19 protein-coding genes and 2 pseudogenes are annotated in these 20,213 nt (G+C 60.7%); 11 read left to right on the plus strand and 10 right to left on the minus strand.

Features of this window, described 5'->3' with window-relative positions; all coding sequences use genetic code 11:
* Positions 1-128, plus strand: a pseudogene (locus tag V5B39_RS17155) (IS5 family transposase); the annotation flags it as partial.
* A 75-nt stretch (positions 129-203) separates the two neighbouring features.
* Here V5B39_RS17155 and V5B39_RS17160 read toward each other — a convergent pair.
* Positions 204-1,510, minus strand: a protein-coding gene (locus V5B39_RS17160; protein ID WP_332344087.1) for an ISKra4 family transposase whose coding sequence is annotated in 2 segments (ribosomal slippage) — positions 204-1,253 and positions 1,256-1,510 — 1,305 coding nt in all. Because the reading frame shifts where the segments join, the coding sequence is not laid out codon by codon here.
* A 924-nt stretch (positions 1,511-2,434) separates the two neighbouring features.
* Between V5B39_RS17160 and V5B39_RS17165 the strand changes: the two genes are divergently transcribed.
* The 3 genes from V5B39_RS17165 to V5B39_RS17175 all read left to right on the plus strand — a co-directional run bounded on the left by V5B39_RS17165 (position 2,435) and on the right by V5B39_RS17175 (position 5,153).
* Complete coding sequence (locus V5B39_RS17165) at positions 2,435-2,605, plus strand: DUF29 family protein (protein WP_434735716.1); 171 nt, start codon at positions 2,435-2,437, stop codon at positions 2,603-2,605.
* A gap of 87 nt (positions 2,606-2,692) precedes the next feature.
* Positions 2,693-3,913: an ABC transporter permease gene (locus tag V5B39_RS17170; RefSeq protein ID WP_332344088.1), complete on the plus strand. Its 1,221-nt coding sequence runs from the start codon at positions 2,693-2,695 to the stop codon at positions 3,911-3,913.
* 28 nt (positions 3,914-3,941) lie between these two features.
* Positions 3,942-5,153, plus strand: coding sequence for an ABC transporter permease (locus V5B39_RS17175; protein ID WP_332344089.1), 1,212 nt, complete (start codon positions 3,942-3,944; stop codon positions 5,151-5,153).
* Positions 5,154-5,178: 25 nt separating this feature from the next.
* Here the strand turns inward: V5B39_RS17175 and V5B39_RS17180 are convergent, their stop codons facing one another.
* The 5 genes from V5B39_RS17180 to V5B39_RS17200 form a co-directional block, all read right to left on the minus strand.
* A complete protein-coding gene (locus V5B39_RS17180; protein WP_332344090.1) occupies positions 5,179-6,363 on the minus strand; it encodes a hypothetical protein in 1,185 nt (394 codons plus the stop codon).
* A 43-nt stretch (positions 6,364-6,406) separates the two neighbouring features.
* Entirely contained in the window at positions 6,407-6,718 is a 312-nt protein-coding gene (locus tag V5B39_RS17185) for an RNA recognition motif domain-containing protein (protein WP_332344091.1), read from the minus strand.
* A 265-nt stretch (positions 6,719-6,983) separates the two neighbouring features.
* Positions 6,984-8,084 carry a tRNA 2-thiouridine(34) synthase MnmA gene (gene mnmA, locus V5B39_RS17190; protein WP_332344092.1) on the minus strand — a complete coding sequence of 367 codons (1,101 nt, stop codon included), beginning with the start codon at positions 8,082-8,084 and terminating at the stop codon, positions 6,984-6,986.
* 134 nt (positions 8,085-8,218) lie between these two features.
* Positions 8,219-8,836, minus strand: coding sequence for a hypothetical protein (locus V5B39_RS17195; RefSeq protein WP_332344093.1), 618 nt, complete (start codon positions 8,834-8,836; stop codon positions 8,219-8,221).
* Positions 8,836-9,291, minus strand: a complete 456-nt coding sequence (locus tag V5B39_RS17200) for an NUDIX hydrolase (RefSeq protein ID WP_332344094.1) — start codon at positions 9,289-9,291, stop codon at positions 8,836-8,838. Before V5B39_RS17200 ends, V5B39_RS17195 begins: the two co-directional genes overlap by 1 nt.
* Positions 9,292-9,396: 105 nt before the next feature.
* Between V5B39_RS17200 and V5B39_RS17205 the strand changes: the two genes are divergently transcribed.
* From V5B39_RS17205 to V5B39_RS17235, 7 genes are all read left to right on the plus strand, one after another.
* Positions 9,397-10,317 carry a branched-chain amino acid transaminase gene (locus V5B39_RS17205; RefSeq protein WP_332344095.1) on the plus strand — a complete coding sequence of 307 codons (921 nt, stop codon included), beginning with the start codon at positions 9,397-9,399 and terminating at the stop codon, positions 10,315-10,317.
* 144 nt (positions 10,318-10,461) lie between these two features.
* Positions 10,462-10,659: a zinc-finger domain-containing protein gene (locus V5B39_RS17210; RefSeq protein WP_332344096.1), complete on the plus strand. Its 198-nt coding sequence runs from the start codon at positions 10,462-10,464 to the stop codon at positions 10,657-10,659.
* A gap of 21 nt (positions 10,660-10,680) precedes the next feature.
* A complete protein-coding gene (gene waaF, locus V5B39_RS17215) occupies positions 10,681-11,697 on the plus strand; it encodes a lipopolysaccharide heptosyltransferase II (RefSeq protein ID WP_332344097.1) in 1,017 nt (338 codons plus the stop codon).
* Positions 11,694-12,143: a YybH family protein gene (locus tag V5B39_RS17220; RefSeq protein WP_332344098.1), complete on the plus strand. Its 450-nt coding sequence runs from the start codon at positions 11,694-11,696 to the stop codon at positions 12,141-12,143. The genes waaF and V5B39_RS17220 overlap by 4 nt, the downstream gene beginning before the upstream one ends.
* Positions 12,140-13,105: a hydrolase gene (locus V5B39_RS17225; RefSeq protein ID WP_332344099.1), complete on the plus strand. Its 966-nt coding sequence runs from the start codon at positions 12,140-12,142 to the stop codon at positions 13,103-13,105. Before V5B39_RS17220 ends, V5B39_RS17225 begins: the two co-directional genes overlap by 4 nt.
* 1 nt (position 13,106) lies before the next feature.
* Entirely contained in the window at positions 13,107-14,486 is a 1,380-nt protein-coding gene (locus V5B39_RS17230) for a phosphomannomutase/phosphoglucomutase (RefSeq protein WP_332344100.1), read from the plus strand.
* 14 nt (positions 14,487-14,500) lie between these two features.
* On the plus strand, positions 14,501-15,751 hold the full coding sequence (locus V5B39_RS17235) for an EAL and HDOD domain-containing protein (RefSeq protein ID WP_332344101.1): 1,251 nt from the start codon (positions 14,501-14,503) through the stop codon (positions 15,749-15,751).
* Between the two features lies 1 nt (position 15,752).
* On the opposite strand, the gene V5B39_RS17240 is transcribed toward V5B39_RS17235, so the two are convergent.
* From V5B39_RS17240 to V5B39_RS17255, 4 genes and pseudogenes are all read right to left on the minus strand, one after another.
* On the minus strand, positions 15,753-16,241 hold the full coding sequence (locus tag V5B39_RS17240; RefSeq protein WP_332344102.1) for an NUDIX domain-containing protein: 489 nt from the start codon (positions 16,239-16,241) through the stop codon (positions 15,753-15,755).
* A complete protein-coding gene (locus V5B39_RS17245; RefSeq protein ID WP_332344103.1) occupies positions 16,238-17,272 on the minus strand; it encodes a threonine aldolase family protein in 1,035 nt (344 codons plus the stop codon). The genes V5B39_RS17240 and V5B39_RS17245 overlap by 4 nt, the downstream gene beginning before the upstream one ends.
* Positions 17,273-17,302: 30 nt before the next feature.
* On the minus strand, positions 17,303-19,924 hold the full coding sequence (alaS, locus tag V5B39_RS17250) for an alanine--tRNA ligase (protein ID WP_332344104.1): 2,622 nt from the start codon (positions 19,922-19,924) through the stop codon (positions 17,303-17,305).
* Positions 19,925-20,030: 106 nt separating this feature from the next.
* Positions 20,031-20,213, minus strand: a pseudogene (locus V5B39_RS17255) (ISAs1 family transposase); the annotation flags it as partial.

Genomic DNA, 20,213 nt, shown 5'->3' on the forward strand with positions numbered 1-20,213 from the left:
ACAAAGAGCGACACCTGATCGAGTGCTTCTTCAACAAAATCAAACATTACCGGAGGATTTTCTCACGCTATGAAAAAACCTCCCGCAACTACATGGGCATGTTGCGCTTCGTCTCCGCCCTCATCTGACTGCGGTGATGTATCAACAGAACCTAGTCTCTGCTGGGGTGTGATTCAAAGTGATGCGTCGTTGAGATGACCCCTTTATGCGGCTTTTTTTTCGACACCTCGCCAATAGGCATCCCATTCCCGGTTGGCTCGGTTAAGTCGTAGGGCCAACATGGTCTCGATATGATTGGGGGACCACCAAGCACCGGGAAGCTTGATCCGTTCCTGGATCACGTCACGGTGGGCGCTTTCGATTTCCCCCGACCCAATGGGGAGCCCCTGCTTGATTGCCCCTTGGTAATCCAGTTGATCACGACGGTTGCGAATATAGCGGTCACAGGTGGTGGCGGGATCTTCGCGATCGGCTTTGACGAACGGCGCCAACGCCGCCAGAACAGCATCGGATTGATTCGCCTTGAGCCGACTTTTTTGTTCTTCCAGCCAGGCTCGCGGATCATCGGTGGCACAGACCTTGGACGCTTCGACGAGATAGTCGCAGATATGGAAGAAATCTACCAAGTAGGTTCCTTGCGCACCAAATTGGATTTCCTCCTGCATGGCAATCCACGGCGCGCCATCGCCCACCGCATGCAGGTAACTACTCCCCGGAGCAAACCCCGCCTTGGCCGCACAGCGCCACCACTGTCGCCCGCTTTCCTCGACACCACCGGCAAAATGCCCACCGAATGTCGGGGTGACGCTGCCTTTCGGATGCACAAGATTCAGGCGAGCTTCTTTCCAAGCCAAACACTTCCCTTTTCGTTTGTCTTTGGCATCCGAAGAAACTTCCACCACCGGGACCATCGAACCATCCATCTCGCCGATAAAGGTGACTCCGGCCATCGTCCCAGCCACAATCTCCCGCTTGGCCTCTTGTTCGCAAATGATTTGGGCGTGATGCTCGGTGATCCGTTGAATCGTGCTCACCGGCATCTCAATCCCATAGTGTTCCTTCAGCTTGTCCGGCACCCGCCCAAAAGCCGAATCTGCTCCAAAATCACTCATCACCCGTTGCAATGGCTGCGAACTGCCTCGGCAACGGATCCCCGCACGGGTGCTGAAACGTCGCTCGATCCGTGTGCCATTCCGCCACACAGGCTCTACCACATCGATTTGGCCGAAGGTCGTGTGCCAATAGAGTTTTTTTTACCCGTCGAACGTAACTTAGGCTCCACTCGTGCCGCTGCCACACTCTTCTCTACTCCACGTTCCGCCCAGGCCGCCAGAGCTTCGTTGCCCATCTGGCGTAGTTCTTCGATCACTCGACGTTCCGCCGCATCTGCCTTCTCCAAATCTCCGGCAGCGTCTTCCACTACGCACAGCAAGCTTTCCATACGAGCACGCAATATAGGATGACGATTCAGGCGCTCCAACCACATCAGGTCGCGGTCAGTGACTAGCATGGGGGTCCCCTCCGGGTGATCAGTAGAAAATGCTGAAATTATGGGGCTTGCATCACTTTGAATCACACCCGTCGGCGCTTGACGTCAGATGCGGGTTTCGGGAATACTTCAGCGTGGACTAAGGTCCGGTATTGTCACGCTACCTCTGCCTGAGCCGCATGACGAGAATCCTGGATGAGCGAACTCAGCAATCGAAGCTGAAATAGCGACTCTGCCGCGCAATCTGCGTGCCGTGGTTCTCCGGAAGGCATCAAGTTCATCAAGCGGCAGCGCGACCGCCCTCCTGCGGCCATTGATGAAGGGCCGCAAATGGGCAGTTCGTCCTTTCTTCATGCGTGGCAACAAATTAGGTTGGTCGGATGTGTCGAGAGTAATGCGGAGCTTGCCAACACGTACGAGAACGGCCTGGATTTCTCGGCCGAAGCGGGGACTCTGTATGATTGCAGGACTTGACTTTTCGCGTTGCCGCATGACCTTGCGTTGGTGTAATGGGATAGTTCTTCTTGTTGGACGAAGCCGCTACGCGGAGGATGGCGGTCCGTGGCAGTCGGGTCAAGATACTTCCTCAACAGTTCTGATAACAGATGTAAGATGGAATCACGTTCTGAAGCAAGTTTCAATCGGGATCGCCACTTTCCATATGAGGCGCCCTAAGCGCCTGAAGTGCAACTGCCTTCAACGTTGACGATTGCGGCTTTCTCTTGTCCAGTAGGCATTGCCTGTCGTCTGCGACAACAGTGAATATGACAGGTCAAGCGCATGTTTTGCCAGCGCAATCTCGGCTTGGCATATTCCGTAAGATTATTTCAAAAGATTTGTTTTCTAGGGCCTCCCAGATCGAGCAGCCGAGACCGGGCTCGTCCAACAAACGGATCAGATCGTGGCTTCGCACGATCTATCCTTATTCGTTATGCGGAGGTTGCCATGAGCACAGACTACGAAACGGACGTGGTGGCATGGGCCAGCGAACAGGCCCGGCTGATTCGTGCCAGACGTTTCGATCTGCTTGACCGAGAACATATCGCCGATGAGATCGAAGATGTGGGAAAGATAGCAACGGAAGTACTCGACGAAAACTGGCTACCGAATGGGTAGGTTTACGTCTACCGGTAGCAAATTTGGAATTGCTGGCAGAGGCCAGCCGCCATCCAGCAGCGTCAATCGAAGTGTATAATTTCCAAGGTGCTGACCGACGCTTTCCTGGCTGCCCGAAACATCGCCCGACAACGACGGCGCTCTGCGTTCGCGCTCGCGGCCATCGCCTTCGGGGTGGCCGCCCTGATCGTCGCGAACGGTTTCATCGACTGGATCATGTTCAAGCACCGGGAAACCACCATTACTTCCCAGTATGGCCATATTCAGGTAACCCGAAAAGGGTACTTCGAAGAGGGGACGGCCGACCCGTTTGGCTACCTTCTGCCGAAGATCTCACCCGTCCAGAACACCATCGAACGACTCCCGGAGCTGCGCGTTCTCGGCAAACGTCTGGCGTTCAGCGGACTGGTGAGCAAAGGCGACGAAACCATCTCTTTCGTTGCCGAAGGCGTCGAACCGGACAAGGAGCAGGTTCTGAGCAGTTCGCTGCGGATTCCCAAGGGCACCAACCTGTCGGCCAATGACCCGAACGGAATCATCCTCGGCCTGGGCCTCGCCGCGAACCTGGGTGTCGACGTCGGGGATACGGTCGTCCTCATGGCGAATACGGCCACCGGGAGTATCAATGCGGTCGAGTGTCGGGTACGAGGTTTCTTTGCGACGATGTCGAAAGCGTACGATGACGTCGCGCTGAGGGTGCCGCTGACGACCGCCCAGAAACTGTTGAAAGTCGATGGTGCCCATACCTGGGCATTGTTGCTGGCAGAGACCGAGCAGGCAGGTCTCACCTTGAGGGCCCTGCGCCAGCGCTTTGCGAACGAGGGTCTGGTCTTTACCGAATGGATTGAACTGGCCGATTTCCATGTCAAGGCGGTGTCCCTCCTCGCCAAACAGGCGGGCGTGATGAGAGTCATCATCGCCGTGATCATCGTGTTGAGCATTTTCAACACGATGATGATGAGCGTCATGGAGCGGACGGGCGAGATCGGCACCATCATGGCGCTCGGACTGACCCGTCGCGACATCCTGCGCATGATCGTCGTGGAGGGTGCGGTGCTCGGCATCGTCGGCGGTCTCCTGGGTCTGGCATTGGGAACCCTGCTGGCCTGGGTGATCTCCCACATCGGCATCCCCATGCCTCCGCCACCAGGACAGTCCTGGGGATTCCTGGGCGAGGTCATGGTCACCAGCCGGCTCGCCATCGAGGCATTTCTGCTGGCAGTGGGATCGACACTGATCGCCAGCATCATTCCGGCACGGACCGCGTCAGGGATGGTCATCGTCGACGCGTTGCGCTTCAACCGCTAAACTTTTCCCACAGAATCAGGGCCAGGCAGTGATCAAACTTGCTCTCCGCAATCTTCTCGGGCACAAGCTGCGTACGGGAATGACGTTCGGTGCCGTCCTTTTTGGTGTCATCAGCCTCGTTCTTTCTGGCGGATTCATCGAGGACATGTTCATTCAGCTACGCGAGGCGGTGATTCACTCGCAGTTCGGTCACCTCCAGATCAACGCGCAGGGGTTCTTCGAAAAAGGTGCACGGGCGCCGGACAGATTCATGATCGACGATGCCGAGCCACTGCGACGGCAGGTCGCCAGACTGCCGCAGGTGGCTGACGTGATGGCACGGGTCAGCTTCTCGGGCCTTCTCAGCACCGGTCGTACCGACCGTTCAATTATTGGCGAGGGCATCGAGCCAAACCGGGAGAGTAAGTTGGGCACGTTCATCCGCATCGAATCGGGGCGCGCGCTGAACGATCAGGACCAGTACAAGATCATCGTTGGCAAGGGCCTGGCCGACGCATTCAAGGTGGGAGTCGGGGACCGGGTGATCGTTCTGGTCAGCACTTCGGGTGGGGCCTTGAACACGCTCGAGTTCGAAGTCGTCGGAACGTTCAGGAGCTTTTCCCGTGATTACGACGGGCGTGCGGTGCGCATTCCCCTGGCTGCCGCCCAGGAACTCCTCAATGCTAAAGGCATCAATACCCTGGTCGTCTCGCTCAAGGATTCCCTTGATACGGTGCGGGTCGCCGGGCTGCTCGCGCGGCAACTCGACCCCGAGAGGTTCGAAATCAAGCAATGGAACGAGTTGACCGATTTTTACGACAAGACCGTCACGCTCTACGACCGGCAGTTCGGCGTGCTGCGCCTGATCGTCCTGATCATGGTCTTGCTCGGCGTCGCCAACAGCGTCAATATGAGCGCTTTCGAGCGCGTCGGGGAATTCGGAACCATGATGGCGCTGGGCAACCGCCGGATCGACGTATTCCGGCTGGTGATCACGGAGAACGTTCTGATCGGGGTGATCGGCAGCAGCACGGGCTTGCTGATCGGCGTCATCCTGGCCTGGGTGATCTCGGCGATCGGCATTCCCATGCCCCCCCCGCCAAGCAGCGAGGTCGGCTACAGGGCGCAGATCCAGGTCGTACCGAAAGAACTCGTGCTCGCCTTCACCATCGGCCTGGTCGCCACCGTGAGCGCTTCGATCTTCCCGGCACGACGCGTGACCCGCATTCCTGTTGTGGACGCGCTGCGCCAGAACGTCTGACCAGCGCCTCCGCGAAATCCTCGCCCTAGGCCTCGAGTCCCACCTCCTGAAAGGTCAGGCCAAGCTTGCCCAGCACTTTTGTCACCGTGCGTTGCAGGAATACCTTGTTGCGGGCACCGAACTCGGCCATCTCAAAGGCGTTGCGCCAATAAACCGGATCGTTTTCGCGGAAGCGGATCATCTCGGCGAACTCCGGTTCGAAACTGCAATAGCCGATCGTCTTGATGTCGATGGCGGTCATGATCGAGAGCACCTGATTGTTGGTCAGAATGGGGGAAGAATCACGTTCCGGCATCAGGCTTTCCCGCTCGAGTTCGCCCAGAATGGCTGCCTTGTCGGGACGCCAGGCGACGAAGGGAAGCACGTATTGCGGAACACGATCGGGGTCCTTGCCGGTGCCGTCCCAGAACAGTTTCTGGTCTTCATCGGTAAAAATGTCGGCAATCCTGAAACCCGACCGGCGCTCCATACGGTCGGTCAGGGTGCGCGAACACATGTCCTCGAACGGCATCACATAATATGAATGGAACTGCATGATCAGTTCCTGTGCGAAATCAACTCCCGCCAGGACCAGAGGAATATTCATGTCATAGGCGAAATAGAAGCCCAGCATCTGATTCAGCGTACCATCGAGCCGGTCGACCGTCTGATAGCTGCCCTTCATTTCGACATTCTTCAGCGTATAGCAGTAAAGCGTCTTGTAAACGGACGAACGCGGCTTGTAGACGATATGGTCAAGGTCCATTTTGGCAGCTACTTCCTTGCAGCGATCCAGCGACAACTTGGAATAGAAGCCGTTGTCCCAGGTCATCAGCAGAACGCGGAGACCGGGGTATTCCTTGCGCAGGCGCGACAGCATATAAACGCTATCCTTGCCGCCACTGAACAGAACCAATGCGTCATAACGGTTGCGGCCCTTGCCCTGATGACTTTTCAGCAACTGGTCCAGTTCCTTGCGTTGATGTTCGACATATTTCTTCTGCCAGAGGGTTTCCTCGTCGTTGGCGCGCAACTTGTTGTGCTCGTGGCACAGGTTACAGACCCCATCAGTCAGCGTGACATAGGGTACGCGTGAGGAAATGACGCATTGGCTGCAACGTGCGGCGATCGAGTGCTTGAACAGGCCACGCAATTTGGGCCAGATGTTCTGTGCAACGAAATCGAACTGGCGCAGGTCATTGAGGATTTGTTGGTCGATATCCGTGGCCATGGGGTCACTCCGAAAGAATGAGAGTTGTGAGATGCGCGCGAGGTCAGACGGTCTTGACAGCCGAAGTCGGCAGAATCACCCGTTGATGGACACGGATATGGTTCTGGCCAAATTTTTGGCCATCCAGGGCGTCTACCGCCAATTTTGGGTCGGACGTTTCCAGATCGACATAGGCATAAGGCTCATGGGTCGGATTGACCCAGTCCGCATGCAGATCAACCGACACGACCCGACCATAGGGGCTGAACAGATTGCGGATAAACGCTTCGTCTGCTCGAAAGGGAAGGCTGCTGATGAAAATGGTTGACATATCCAACTCCCATGCAATCTCGCTGAAATCGACTTCGCCTGCCATCTGGATCCATGGCTTCGGCGTACAAGACCTGAAGTATGAACCCCCGCCCATCTGCACAGCCAGGACGTTGAACGACCGCCAAGGGAATGATTCGATGTGGCACGGGCCGAGCCCCCTCGGTCTTTTATCTTCCAAGGGGCGGATTTCAGTCTACCAGTTTTTCGTCTCTATGTCGTTTGGCTGCCAATAGTTAAAGTCCTTCGTGACTCTTGCCGGCATGGCGTCAGCAGGCAGTCCCATGGTTTCCGTTGCACGGAAGCGCTGCTCAGGTGATCACCCCTCCCCCGAGGCAAACGCGACTTTCATAGACCACCACCGACTGCCCCGGCGTGATCGCCCATTGCGGCTCGGCGAAGCGGATCAAGCAGGCATCGGCGCCGACCCGCTCAATCTCGCAGGCGGCATCGGCCTGCCGGTAGCGTGTTTTAGCGGTATACACCCAGTGTGTATGCGGCGCTTCACCGGCTACCCAGGACAAATCCCAGGCGCTCACTTCGTCGGCCAGCAACGCCGGATGGTCATGCCCCTGCACGACATAGAGGATGTTTTCGGCCACATCCTTGCGGGCCACGAACCAGGCATCATGGTCGCCGTGGTCGCCGCTCTTGCCCCCCCTGACACCGCCGATGTGCAAACCCTTGCGCTGACCGATCGTGTGGTAGGCCACCCCGTCGTGTTCGCCAAGCACGCGGTCGTCGTCGAGGCAACGAATCTCGCCCTGGCTGCTCGGCAGATAACGCATCAGGAAATCCTTGAACGGCCGCTCACCGATAAAACAGATACCGGTCGAATCCTTCTTCAGCGCGACATGCAGACCGGCCGCCTCGGCAATCTTGCGAACGTCCCGCTTGTACAGGCCAGCCAGGGGGAACAGCGTCCTTGCCAGTTGCTGTTGATTGAGCCGGTACAGGAAATAACTCTGGTCCTTGGTTCCATCCTCGGCCTTGAGCAACTGCCAGGTGCCCTGGAACTCGCGCACGCCGGCGTAATGGCCGGTGGCGATACGCTGCGCGCCAATCTTCAGCGCGTACTCGAGAAAAGCCCTGAACTTGATCTCCGAGTTGCACAACACGTCCGGATTCGGCGTGCGGCCTGCCTGGTATTCCTTCAGAAAGTACGCAAACACGCGTTCCTTGTATTCTCTCGCGAAGTTCACCACTTCGACCTCGATGCCGAGCGTGTCGGCAACGCTGATCACATCGATCAGGTCCTGGCGGGAGGCACAATATTCGTCGCCATCGTCATCTTCCCAATTCTTCATGAACAGGCCGACCACATGCCATCCCTGCTCCTTGAGCAGCCAGGCGGCGACCGACGAATCAACGCCACCGGACAAGCCAACGACGACAGTTTTTCCCTTGTTCATCTGCGTACCCTGTTAATGTGAAAGTCGCGTGAGCGACCCACGAATCTCCCCTCTCCCCTCGCGAGAGAGGGGTCGGGGGAGAGGGAAACGGTCATGACTTTCATGATCGGAGGTGTCTGGAACAGTCGTGACCGTTAGTGTTCGACCGGCGAATCATCAGTGTAGCCACCAGCGACCACCGCCACCCCCCCACTCTCTTCCCGACCCTGGCCGTCGAGCCAGTCCGGCAGCGCCATCACCACCGCCGGGCGACCGTTGTCGCGAAACCAGCTATCCACGACATAACGCGCCGGCTCCGTAGTCGGAGCAGGTTCTGTCGCCAGCAAATCGAGTTCCTCGATCTGCGCTGAATAGTGGAATTCGAACAGATAGAGCACCCGTCGCGCCGGTTCCAGGACACGATGGAAAGACAGCCAGCGATGACTTTCCAGCAGCCGCAGCAGGCGCGTCGTGGTTGTCGAGTGATCGATGCAGTCCATCCGCCCGAAGACGCCATCATCGGCAAAGTTGCCCCCGCGATCCGCCGAAATCGGTGTCTGTTCACCCGCCCAGCCCAGCATCCAGCCAATCGCCAGCGACAACCTGACGCGCTCCTCGGTGGCATTGCGGGCAACGCCGAGCAAGTCGCGCACCTGCGTCAACTGCTCGGCGCTGAAGTTCACGTCGGCCTCGGCCACACACCCGTAGTTGTAGCAGATACTCAACGAATCCGCCGATACTGCCGACGCCAGGCCCAGCAGGATCCATGGCATCAAGCAGCGCACGTGTACTGGTGCAACAGTTCGAGCGGATAGCGCCGGCCGGCCAGCCAGTCCTCGATGCACAGGAGAACCATCGGACTGCGGTGCTGCGCCTGGCGTTCCCGGATTTCATCGAGCGTCAGCCAGTGTGCCGCCAGGATGCCTTCGTCGAGTGCTCGTCGGGAATCGTGTGCCGTGATCTCGCCACCAAAGGCAAAACGCAGGTAGCTCACGTCCCTGGTTTCGTTACGATAATTGTAGACTCCGATCAGGAACTGCGGCGTCAGGGTATAAGCCGTTTCCTCAAGGGTCTCGCGGACTACCGCATCGATCAGCGACTCGCCGCATTCCAGATGGCCCGCTGGCTGGTTGTAACAGACTCCGTATTCGGTTGTCTCCTCGACGAGCAGGAAGCGACCATCACGTTCGAGCACCGCAGCGACGGTGACATTGGGTTTCCAGACCATGGCAGAAGCTTTGCAGGGCAGTAAAGACGCCATTTTACCGCCAACCGGGAAGCGAAATCGGCTAGAATTTCCGCTTCAGGATTTCCGGCAAAGGGAGAGCACACCATGTCCATGGCGGATCGCGACGGCTTCATCTGGTACGACGGCAAACTGGTGCCCTGGCGCCAGGCCACAACGCATGTGCTGACGCACACCCTACATTACGGCATGGGGGTTTTTGAAGGTATCCGTGCCTACAAGGCCGAAAAGGGCACCGCCATCTTCCGTCTCAAGGAACATACCGACCGTTTGTTCAACTCGGCCTATATCTTCCAGATGAAGATGCCTTACGACAAGGAAACCCTGCTCGAAGCGCAGAAAGAAGTGGTACGCGCCAATCAACTCGAATCCTGCTACCTGCGGCCGATCGTTTTCTATGGCTCCGAGGCAATGGGCATCGCTGCCACTGCGGTGAGTACGCACGTGGCCATCGCTGCCTGGCCGTGGGGTGCCTACCTCGGTGCCGAGGGAATGGAAAAAGGCATCCGGGTGAAGACCTCGTCGTTCACCCGCCATCATGTGAATGTCAACATGTGCCGATCGAAGTCGGTCGGCACCTACACCAACTCGATCCTTGCCCACCAGGAGGTGGCGCGCGACGGTTACGACGAAGCCCTGCTGCTCGATGTCGACGGCTATGTGGCCGAGGGTGCCGGAGAGAATGTGTTCATCGTCAAGAAAGACAAACTGTATACCCCGGATCTGACCTCCTGCCTCGAAGGCATCACCCGTGCCTCGGTCCTGCAGCTTGCCGACGAGCTGGGCATCCCGGTCATCGAGAAACGGATCACCCGCGACGAGGTGTATTGCGCCGACGAAGCCTTCTTTACCGGCACGGCTGCCGAGATAACGCCGATTCGCGAACTCGACAATCGCCAGATCGGTGCGGGCCACCGCGGCCCGATCACTACCCGCATCCAGAGTCTCTTCTTCGACTGCGTGAATGGCCGCATGCCGGCGCATGCAGACTGGCTCGCCTACGTCTAACGGTCATGACTTTTCCAGGCACCCCCGATCATCATGAAAGTCATGACCGTTTCCCTCTCCCCCCGACCCCTCTCCCGCGAGGGGAGAGGGAGGATTCGTGAGTCGCTGACGCGACTTTCACGTTAACCTTGCAAAGTTGCCATCATGTCTCAGAAAACCCCGCAGAAGCCCATTGAGGTCACCGCTCAAGAACTCCCCCTGCACTGCCCGGGCAAGGATGCACCGCTGTGGGCAAGGCATCCGCGCGTCTATCTCGACATCACGCATAGCGGTGAGGTCGTTTGTCCCTACTGCAGCGCACACTATGTCCTCAGGGGAGAGCGACCGAAGGGGCACCACTGATCGGCAACGGCACAGCCGGTCATGAAAGCACTCATCGTCGCCCCGTCCTGGATCGGCGACACAGTGCTGTCGCAGCCGCTGTTCATGCGCCTGCATGAGCGAAACCCCGGCCTGCAGATCGACGCTCTGGCACCTCGCTGGGTCACGCCGGTTCTCGAACGGATGCCCGAGATTACACGACTCATCGACAGCCCCTTCGCACACGGCGATCTCTCGCTGAAAGCTCGGCACCGGCTGGCTCACCAATTGGCAAAGGGCGGCTACCAGCGTGCCTACGTTCTGCCGAATTCGATCAAATCGGCTCTGATTCCGTTTTTTGCCGACATTCCCGAGCGCATCGGTTTCGTGGGTGAAAGCCGCTACGGGCTGATCAATCGCCGGCACACACTGAACAAGGCGCAACTGCCGCTGATGGTCGAGCGCTTCGCGCAACTTGCCGAAGCGCCCGGAACGGCACTGCCCAGACCGCTACCGCAGCCACGCCTGCAATCCGACAGTTTGCAACGCGCCGCAACGCTGGCGTCGCTGGGTATCGCACTGCCTGAGAAGCTGGCGATATTCTGCCCCGGTGCCGAATATGGCCCGGCCAAGCGCTGGCCGGCCAAGCATTTCGCGACCCTCGCCAATATGCTGGCAGATCAGGGCTACGCGGTCTGGCTGCTCGGTTCACCGAAGGACCGGGCGATCGCCGACCAGATCGTCAACCGTACCGACCTGACCAGGCGGCCCCACAACCTCTGCGGTGCCACCACCCTGACCCAGGCCATCGATCTGCTGGCTGCCGCAGCGTTTGTCGTCTGCAACGATTCGGGCCTGATGCACGTCGCCGCCGCCCTCGGCCGACCGCTGGTTGCCCTCTATGGCTCCTCATCGCCTGGCTTCACGCCCCCGCTTTCGGTACGAGCGAAGGTCATCAGCCTGCATCTCGACTGCAGCCCCTGCTTCCGGCGCACCTGTCCATTGGGCCATCTCGACTGCCTGAACAAGCTCGACCCGCAGCGCGTTCTCGACGCCTGCCTGACCAGAGCGCTGGCATGATCATCATTTTTGCTACCCCTGAGGACGTCGAAACGGCCTTCTACGAGGCCATTGCACGTGCCGATCTGGTCGCCCTGATGAGTGTCTGGGCCGATGATGAAGAAATCGTCTGCATCCACCCGACCGGCCAGCGCCTGACCGGTGCCGATGCAATCCGCGAAAGCTGGCGCAGCATTTTCGCCAACAACCCGCGCCTGACGGTGCGCCTGTCGCGCGGCATTCGCTGGAACGGCATGCTCCTGTCGGTGCACCATGTCGTCGAAACGCTCTACATCGGTGAGGAGCGCAAACCGCACGGGCCGATGCTGGCGACCAATGTTTTCCAGCGCGGTGCCAATGGCTGGCGCCTGCTCTCGCACCACTCATCGACCGCAGCCGACCGGAACCTGGCGAACAGCGACAATGCCGACGAAGGCAGCACGAAAACGCCGCGGACACTGCATTGAGTTCCTACCGTGCGCCAGGCTGGCTACCCGGCAGCCACGCCCAGACCCTCTACCCCCTGCTGATCCGACCCGCTCCCCTGCCCTACCACCGGCAACGCTGGGAGACGCCGGATGGCGACTTCATCGACCTCGACTGGAACCTTGCGCCATCGTCCACTCCGGATGATCGGCCCTTGCTGGTACTTTTTCATGGTCTGGAAGGCAGTTCCGGCAGCTACTACGCAAGCACCCTGATGCGCGCCGTGACGGTCATCGGCTGGGCAGGCGTGGTGGTGAATTTCCGGGGATGTTCGGGCGAGAGCAATCGCCTGCCACGCGCCTACCACTCCGGCGACAGCGACGAGATCGACTGGATCCTGCGGCGTCTGCAGGCATTTTTTCCAAGCCACCCACGCTACGCAGTCGGCGTTTCGCTGGGCGGCAACGCGCTTCTGAAATGGCTCGGCGAACGCGAGACGGCGGCTACCGACACCCTGCAGGCGGCCGCCGCGATCAGTGCACCGCTCGACCTCGCCGCTTGCGGTCACGCCCTCGCCAGCGGTTTCAACCGCCTCTACACCCGGCACTTCCTGCGTACCCTCAAACGTCATGCCGCTGACAAACTGCGCCGCTATCCCGGCCTGTTCGACGAACGACGAATGCGCGCGGCCCACAATCTTTATGAATTCGACGAGGTCGTCACGGCACCGTTGCATGGCTTTGCCGGCGCCGACGACTATTGGCAAAGAGCGTCGAGCAAACCCTGGCTGTCCGGCATCCGGCTGCCAACGCTGCTGCTCAATGCCCAGAACGACCCTTTCCTGCCGGCACGGGCGCTGCCCACTGCCCGCCAGGTTGCTGCCAGCGTGCAGTTAGAGTTCCCGCGTCAGGGTGGCCATGTGGGTTTCGTCACCGGCAGCCTGCCGGGGCGACTCGACTGGCTGCCACAGCGCATTCTTGATTACTTTCAGCAAGAGGTTTGACATGCCCACTCCCCTGCCCGCCGAAATCTTCAAGGCCTACGACATTCGCGGCATCGTCGGCAAAACCCTGACCGCAGACATCGTTCGACGCATCGGCCATGGCCTCGGTTCGTTGGCCGTCGAACGCGGCCAACGCGCGATTGCGGTGGGCCGTGATGGACGCCTGTCCGGGCCAGAACTATCGGCGGCACTGATGGAAGGCATCCGCATGGCCGGCATCGACAGCATCGACGTCGGTTGCGTACCAACGCCGGTGGTCTACTTCGCCGCGCATGAACTCGGTTGCCAGAGTTGCGTTGCCGTCACCGGCAGCCATAATCCGCCCGATTATAACGGTCTGAAAATGGTCATCGGCGGTGAAACGCTGGCCGGTGAAACCATACAGGAGATCCGGCAACGCGTTGACGCCGGCTGGCTCAAGCACGCTGCTGGCCAGTCCAGCAGCGCCGACGTTCGCCCTGCCTACCTCGCGCGCATCACCAGCGACGTCCACCTGGCACGCCCGCTGAAGATCGTCATCGACTGCGGCAACGGTGTCGCCGGAGGCATCGCCCCGCAGCTCTTTCGCGCACTCGGTTGTGAGCTGGTCGAACTGTTCTGTGAGGTAGATGGGCATTTTCCGAACCATCACCCCGACCCGTCGAAGCCCGAGAACCTGCAGGACCTCATCGAGGCACTCGGCCGCAGCGGCGCTGAACTCGGACTTGCTTTTGACGGTGATGGTGACCGCCTCGGCGTCGTCACCCGCGACGGCGAGATCATCTACCCCGATCGTCAACTGATGCTCTTTGCCGCCGACGTGCTCGGCCGCTGCCCAGGACAGGCGATCATCTACGATGTCAAATGCACGCGCCGGCTGGCGCCATGGATCCGCCAGCATGGCGGCGAACCGCTGATGTGGAAAACCGGACACGCGCTGGTCAAAGCGAAACTCAAGGAAACCGGTGCGCCGCTGGCCGGCGAAATGAGCGGCCACATGTTCTTCAAGGAACGCTGGTTCGGCTTCGACGATGGCCTCTACGCGGGAACCCGACTGCTCGAGATCCTCTCCCGTGCAGTCGATGCCAACACCATGCTGAAGACTCTGCCCGACAGCAGCTCGACGCCGGAACTGAACATCGCCATGCAGGAAGGCGAGCCCCTGGCGCTGATCGACGAACTGCGGCGTCAGGCACACTTCGAGGGTGCACGCGAGATCATCACCATCGATGGCCTGCGCGTCGAGTATGCCGATGGCTTCGGACTGGCACGGCCGTCGAATACCACACCGGTGGTCGTGCTCCGTTTCGAAGCCGACGACAACGAGGCCTTGAAACGTATTCAGGATGATTTTCGCCGCGTCCTCAATACCACCCGCCCCGGCCTGGTGCTGCCGTTCTGACGCGCCATGCCCCGATGACAGACGATTCATCCCTCAAGAACGCCTTTCTGTTCCGGCAGCCGATCCTCAACCGGCAGCAGGAGCTCGCCGGCTACCAGCTCTCGTTCCGAACCAGCGCCGCGACGACCTCCCCGCCCGCCGGTGCGGCTGCCGCGCTGTGTGCAGCCTATTCCGAACTGGGCATGCAGAGTGCGCTCGGTCACAGTTGTGCATTCATCGGCATCGACAGCGAATTTTTGCAGCAGGAAGCCATCGAATTGCTGCCACCGGCCGGCGTGGTCCTCGAACTGTTGCTCGACGGCGTCGCCGACAGGGCGACGCTGACGCGTTGCCAGGATCTGCGCGCGCGCGGCTACACGCTGGCGATGCCCGACTACCGCGGCATCGACGACCGCAGTCGACCGCTGTTGCCGATGGTCGGAATCATCAAGATCGACGTTGACGCCGCCGACGCAGGCCCCCTTCGGGATCTCGCCGGTTCACTGCGCAAGCTGCCGATCAGGCTGCTGGCGCAGGGAATTGGCAATAGCGAGCAGATGGAGAATTGTCGCCACCTCGGCTTTGAGCTATTTCAGGGCCGCTACTTCGCACAGGCCGAAATCATCAGTGGTCGCCGCCTCTCGGCCTCGCAGGCGGCGCTGATTCGCCTGATCAACCTCGTCGGGCGTGATGTCGAGACCGCGCTGATCGAGGATGCCTTCAAGCACGAGCCTGCGCTGACGCTCAACCTGCTGCGGGTGGTGAACTCGGTCGGATGTCGCGGTAGCCGCCTCGCACAGCCGGTGACCTCGCTGCGGCATGCAATCACCCTGTTCGGACGCCGCCAGTTGCAGCGCTGGTTGTCGCTGCTTCTGCTGGCCCCCGGCCAGGCGGCCGACCCTTCCCGCTCACCGTTGCTGCAGGTCGCCGCCCTGCGCGGCCGGATGATGGAGTTGTTGATCGAGCTGGGTCCGCCAGGCAATCACCGACACTTGAGCGAACTGGCCTTCATCACCGGCATCCTGTCGATGATGCCGGTTGCGCTCGGTCTGCCGATCGAGGAAATTCTCGAACAGATTGCCGTCGAACGCGCCGTGCGCAACGCGCTCTGTGAGCATGCCGGTCTGCTCGGGAACATCCTGGCCCTGCTCGAATGCTTCGACAATGACGATGCGCCGGGCTGTGACCGATTGCTGTCGGCCCTGCCCGGCCATTTCGACCATCACACCCTGAATACCTGCCTGAGCGTCGCGCTGCGCTGGTTGAACGGCGGTGGCAGCGAGTAGATCATCCGACCCCTCGCCGAGCCAGCCAGTCGCTGACCGCCAGGCCCGCCCCGAAGTCCCAGGCCTTAAGCTTTTCAGGAGCGATCAGCCGGAACTCGGCAAGTTCCTCGTTCAGCCGGATCTCGCCATCGGCGAGTACATGGTAGGCAATGATCACTTCGTGTTTGCGTGCAAACGGATAGACGCCGATCAACGTGGCCGCCGTGGCGTCGAGGCCGAGTTCTTCCTTGACCTCGCGCGCGACGCCGGCAGCCGGCGCTTCGTCGCGCTCGAGAAAACCCGTGATCAAGCCGAAAGCGCCGGCCGTCCAGGCGTGGTTACGCGCCAGCACGATCTGCTCCCGGTATTCGACCAGCGCCGCCAGCACCGGCACCGGGTTGTCCCAATGCACGAAACCACAGTCGGCACGGCAATGGCGCCGCGGCAGACCACCGACCGCACGCATCTCCAGCCCGGCGCCACAGAGCGGACAGAAACGCCAGGTGCTCAAGCGGACTCTGCGGCCAACGCACGGATGTCGGCGAGCAGGCGATCGACGGTCTCCGGTGCGGTATCCCAAGCACACATGAAACGCGCGCCGCCAGCCGCGATGAAGTTGTAAAACAACCAGCCGCGTGCGCGCAGGCCAGCCTCGATATAGCCGGGCAGGCGCACAAAGACACCGTTGGCCTGCACCGGGAACAACGCCGGCAGGCCAGTGCCTTCGGCCAGACCGGCCACCAGACGCCGTGCCATGGCATTGGCGTGCGCAGCGTGCCGCAACCAGGCATCGTTTTCGAGGATTCCGAGCCAGGGAGCGGACAGGAAGCGCATCTTCGACGCCAGTTGGCCGGCCTGTTTGCAGCGATAGGAAAAATCGTCCGACAGTTTGCGGTCGAAAAAAACGACGGCCTCGCCGACCGGCAGGCCCATCTTGGTACCGCCAAAGCACAGCACATCGATGCCGGCCCGCCAGCTCACTTCCGCCGGACTCAGGCCGAGACCGGCGACGGCATTGGCAAAGCGGGCGCCGTCCATGTGCACGCGCAAGCCATGCGCGCGTGCCGTATCGGCGATCGCCTGCAGTTCGTCGGGACGATACACGGTGCCGACCTCGGTTGCCTGCGTCACGGTCACCACCTTCGGCTTGGGATAGTGGATGTCACTGCGTCGGGTCACGACTTCGACAATCGCCTCCGGCGTCAGCTTGCCCTGCTCGCCGCCCACCGCCAACAGCGTGGCGCCATTTGAGAAGAATTGCGGCGCCCCGCATTCGTCGGTGTCAACATGCGCCAGTCGATGGCAGATCACGCTGTGGTAAGGCTGGCACAGGGCAGCCAGCACCAGGGAATTGGCTGCCGTACCGTTGAAGACGAAGTACACGTCGCAGTCGGTCTCGAACAATTCGCGCAGACGGTCGGCCACACGCAGCGTCCACTCGTCGTCGCCATACGAACGTACATGCCCGTCGTTGGCCGCCACTAGCGCGGCGAGCGCCTCCGGACAAATGCCGGCGTAGTTGTCACTGGCAAAGTGCTGCATCGCCGGGCTCCGATCGTTTTCAGTTCCGGATCACAAGTGTTGCTCGACCCAGGGCCGCACCGAGGCTAGTGCCACAGGCAAATTGGCCGGCTCGTTGCCGCCGGCCTGGGCCATGTCTGCACGACCGCCGCCCTTGCCGCCAACCTGGCGGGCAACCATATTCACTAGTTCGCCTGCCTTGACCTTGCCGGTCAGATCGGCGGTGACGCCGGCGATCAGTGTCACTTTGCCGTCATTGGTCGAAGCTAGCACGACGGCGGCACTCTGCAATTTGTCGCGCAGTTTGTCGATGGTCGAGCGCAAGGCGTTGACGTCGGCGCTGTCCATGACCGCGGCGACGACCCTGGCGCCCTTGACTTCGACCGCCTGCGCGAGCAGCTCGTCGCCTTGCACCGCAGCGAGCTTCGCCTTGAGACGGGCCAGTTCCCTTTCCAGCGAGCGGACGTTGTCGAGAACCTGCGCGAGCTTGACCGGTACCTCGGCAAGCGGCGCCTTGAACGCCGCCGCAGCATCGGTCAGCATCGCCTGCTGCTGTTGAACCAACGCCAGCGCGGTGTCACCGGTCACCGCCTCGACGCGCCGGACGCCGGCGGCGACGCCGGTTTCGGCAACAATCTTGAACAGGCCGATGTCACCACTGCGGCGGACGTGCACGCCACCGCAGAGTTCCTTCGACGAGCCGATGGTCAGCACGCGCACTTCATCGCCGTATTTCTCGCCGAAGAGCATCATCGCCCCCGACCGCTGTGCTTCCTCGATCGGCATGATGCGTGCCTCGGCGGCGGCATTGGCAAGAATCTCGTGATTGACGAGGTTCTCGACACGACGAATCTGGTCGGCGGTCATCGGCGCATTGTGCGCAAAGTCGAAGCGCGTCTTCTCGGCGTCGACCAGCGAGCCTTTCTGCTGCACATGGCTGCCGAGCACCTCGCGCAGCGCCTTGTGCATCAGGTGCGTCGCCGAGTGGTTGCGCACGGTACGCGCGCGCGCCAGCCCGTCCACCCTGGCGGAAACGCCGTCGCCAACACTGATCAGCCCGGTCCTGACGACGCCCTGATGACCAAAGACGGTGGCCTGGATCTTCTGCGTGTCCTCGACCGCGAAAATCCCCTGCCCGCCCTGCAAGAGGCCGCGATCGCCGACCTGGCCGCCCGATTCGGCGTAGAACGGCGTTTCGTCAAGGACGACGACGCCGAGTTCGCCTTCCCTGAGCTGCTCGACCGGGCTGCTGTCGCGGTACAGCGCCAGGACTTTGCCGTTGAACTCGGTTGCCTCGTAACCATGAAAGGTCGTCGCCGGTCCCTGGTAATCGAGCGCTGCGGCCATCCTGAATTTGCCGGCGGCGCGTGCCTGTTCCTTCTGGTGCGCCATCGCCGCGTCAAAAGCGGCCACATCGACGCTGACGCCGCGTTCACGGCAGACATCGGCGGTCAGATCGAGCGGGAAGCCGAAGGTATCGTGCAGCTTGAAGGCGGTGGTGCCGTTGAAGACGGTGCTGCCCTTGCCCTGCATAGCCGCGAGTTCGCCTTCGAGGATGCTCATGCCGTGCTCGATGGTCTCGAAGAAACGCCCCTCTTCCTGGCGCAGCACCTCGCTGACGCGAGCCTCGTTGCGGGCCAGTTCGGGATAGGCAGCGCCCATTTCGACCACCAGATCGGGCAGCATGCGGTGGAAGAAGGCCGCACGCGCACCGAGTTTGTAGCCATGCCGGATGGCGCGCCGGATGATGCGCCGCAGGACATAGCCCCGCCCCTCGTTGCCGGGGATCACCCCATCGGAGATCAGGAAGGCACAGGCGCGGATGTGATCGGCAAGTACTCGCAGCGAGGGGCTGTCGAGGTCGGCAGACGAAGTCTCGCGCGCGGCGGCAGCGATCAGGCGGACAAACAGGTCGATCTCGTAGTTGCTATGGACATGCTGCAGTACTGCCGCCGTCCGCTCGAGCCCCATACCGGTATCGACCGAAGGCTTGGGCAGCGGGTGCATGACCCCAGCCTCATCACGGTTGAACTGCATGAAGACGTTGTTCCAGATCTCGATGTAACGATCCCCCTCTTCGTCGGGCGATCCTGGTGGCCCGCCGGGGATGCCTTCCCCGTGGTCGTAGAAGATTTCCGTACAGGGTCCGCAGGGACCGGTGTCGCCCATCATCCAGAAGTTGTCGGAGGCGTAGCGCGCGCCCTTGTTGTCACCGATGCGCACCACCCGCTCGGCCGGCACGCCGATCTCGCGCGTCCAGATCTCGTAGGCTTCGTCGTCCTCGGCATAGACCGTGACCCACAGGCGATCGGCGGGCAAGCCATAGACCTCGACCAGCAACTCCCAGGCGTAGCGAATCGCGTCGAGCTTGAAGTAGTCGCCAAACGAGAAGTTGCCGAGCATTTCAAAAAAGGTGTGGTGACGCGCGGTGTAGCCAACGTTTTCGAGGTCGTTGTGCTTGCCGCCGGCACGAACGCATTTCTGCGCAGTGGTCGCGCGCAGGTACGGCCGCTTGTCGAAACCGAGAAAGACGTCCTTGAACTGGTTCATGCCGGCGTTGGTGAACAACAGCGTCGGATCGGCATGCGGTACCAGCGAACTCGAGGCAACGATCTGGTGGCCTTTGGAGGCGAAGAACTTCAGGAACTTGTCGCGGATTTCAGCGCTTGTCATCATGATCCATCCCGCTCAGGGCTCGTTCAAGGAGCTGCGATTTTAACGTGAAAGTCGGATTCACGACCGCTCGATCGCCCGGGGGTGCAGGGCAATTGCATGAATCTTATATAAGACCCAGGACTTGAGCACGAAAGGTGTCGGAAGTGGCGGCGATCAGATGCTGGACCTTGAGGCCCCCTTTCCGCTTGGCTGGGGCGAGGCGCAGGAGGTTCAAGACGAACTGACGCAGGACGGCGAAGTTCTGAGCGGCGTGATCGGTACGGGCGCGCATCTGGTCATCGCCAAA

Source organism: Accumulibacter sp. (genome assembly GCF_036625275.1).
Classification (GTDB): domain Bacteria; phylum Pseudomonadota; class Gammaproteobacteria; order Burkholderiales; family Rhodocyclaceae; genus Accumulibacter.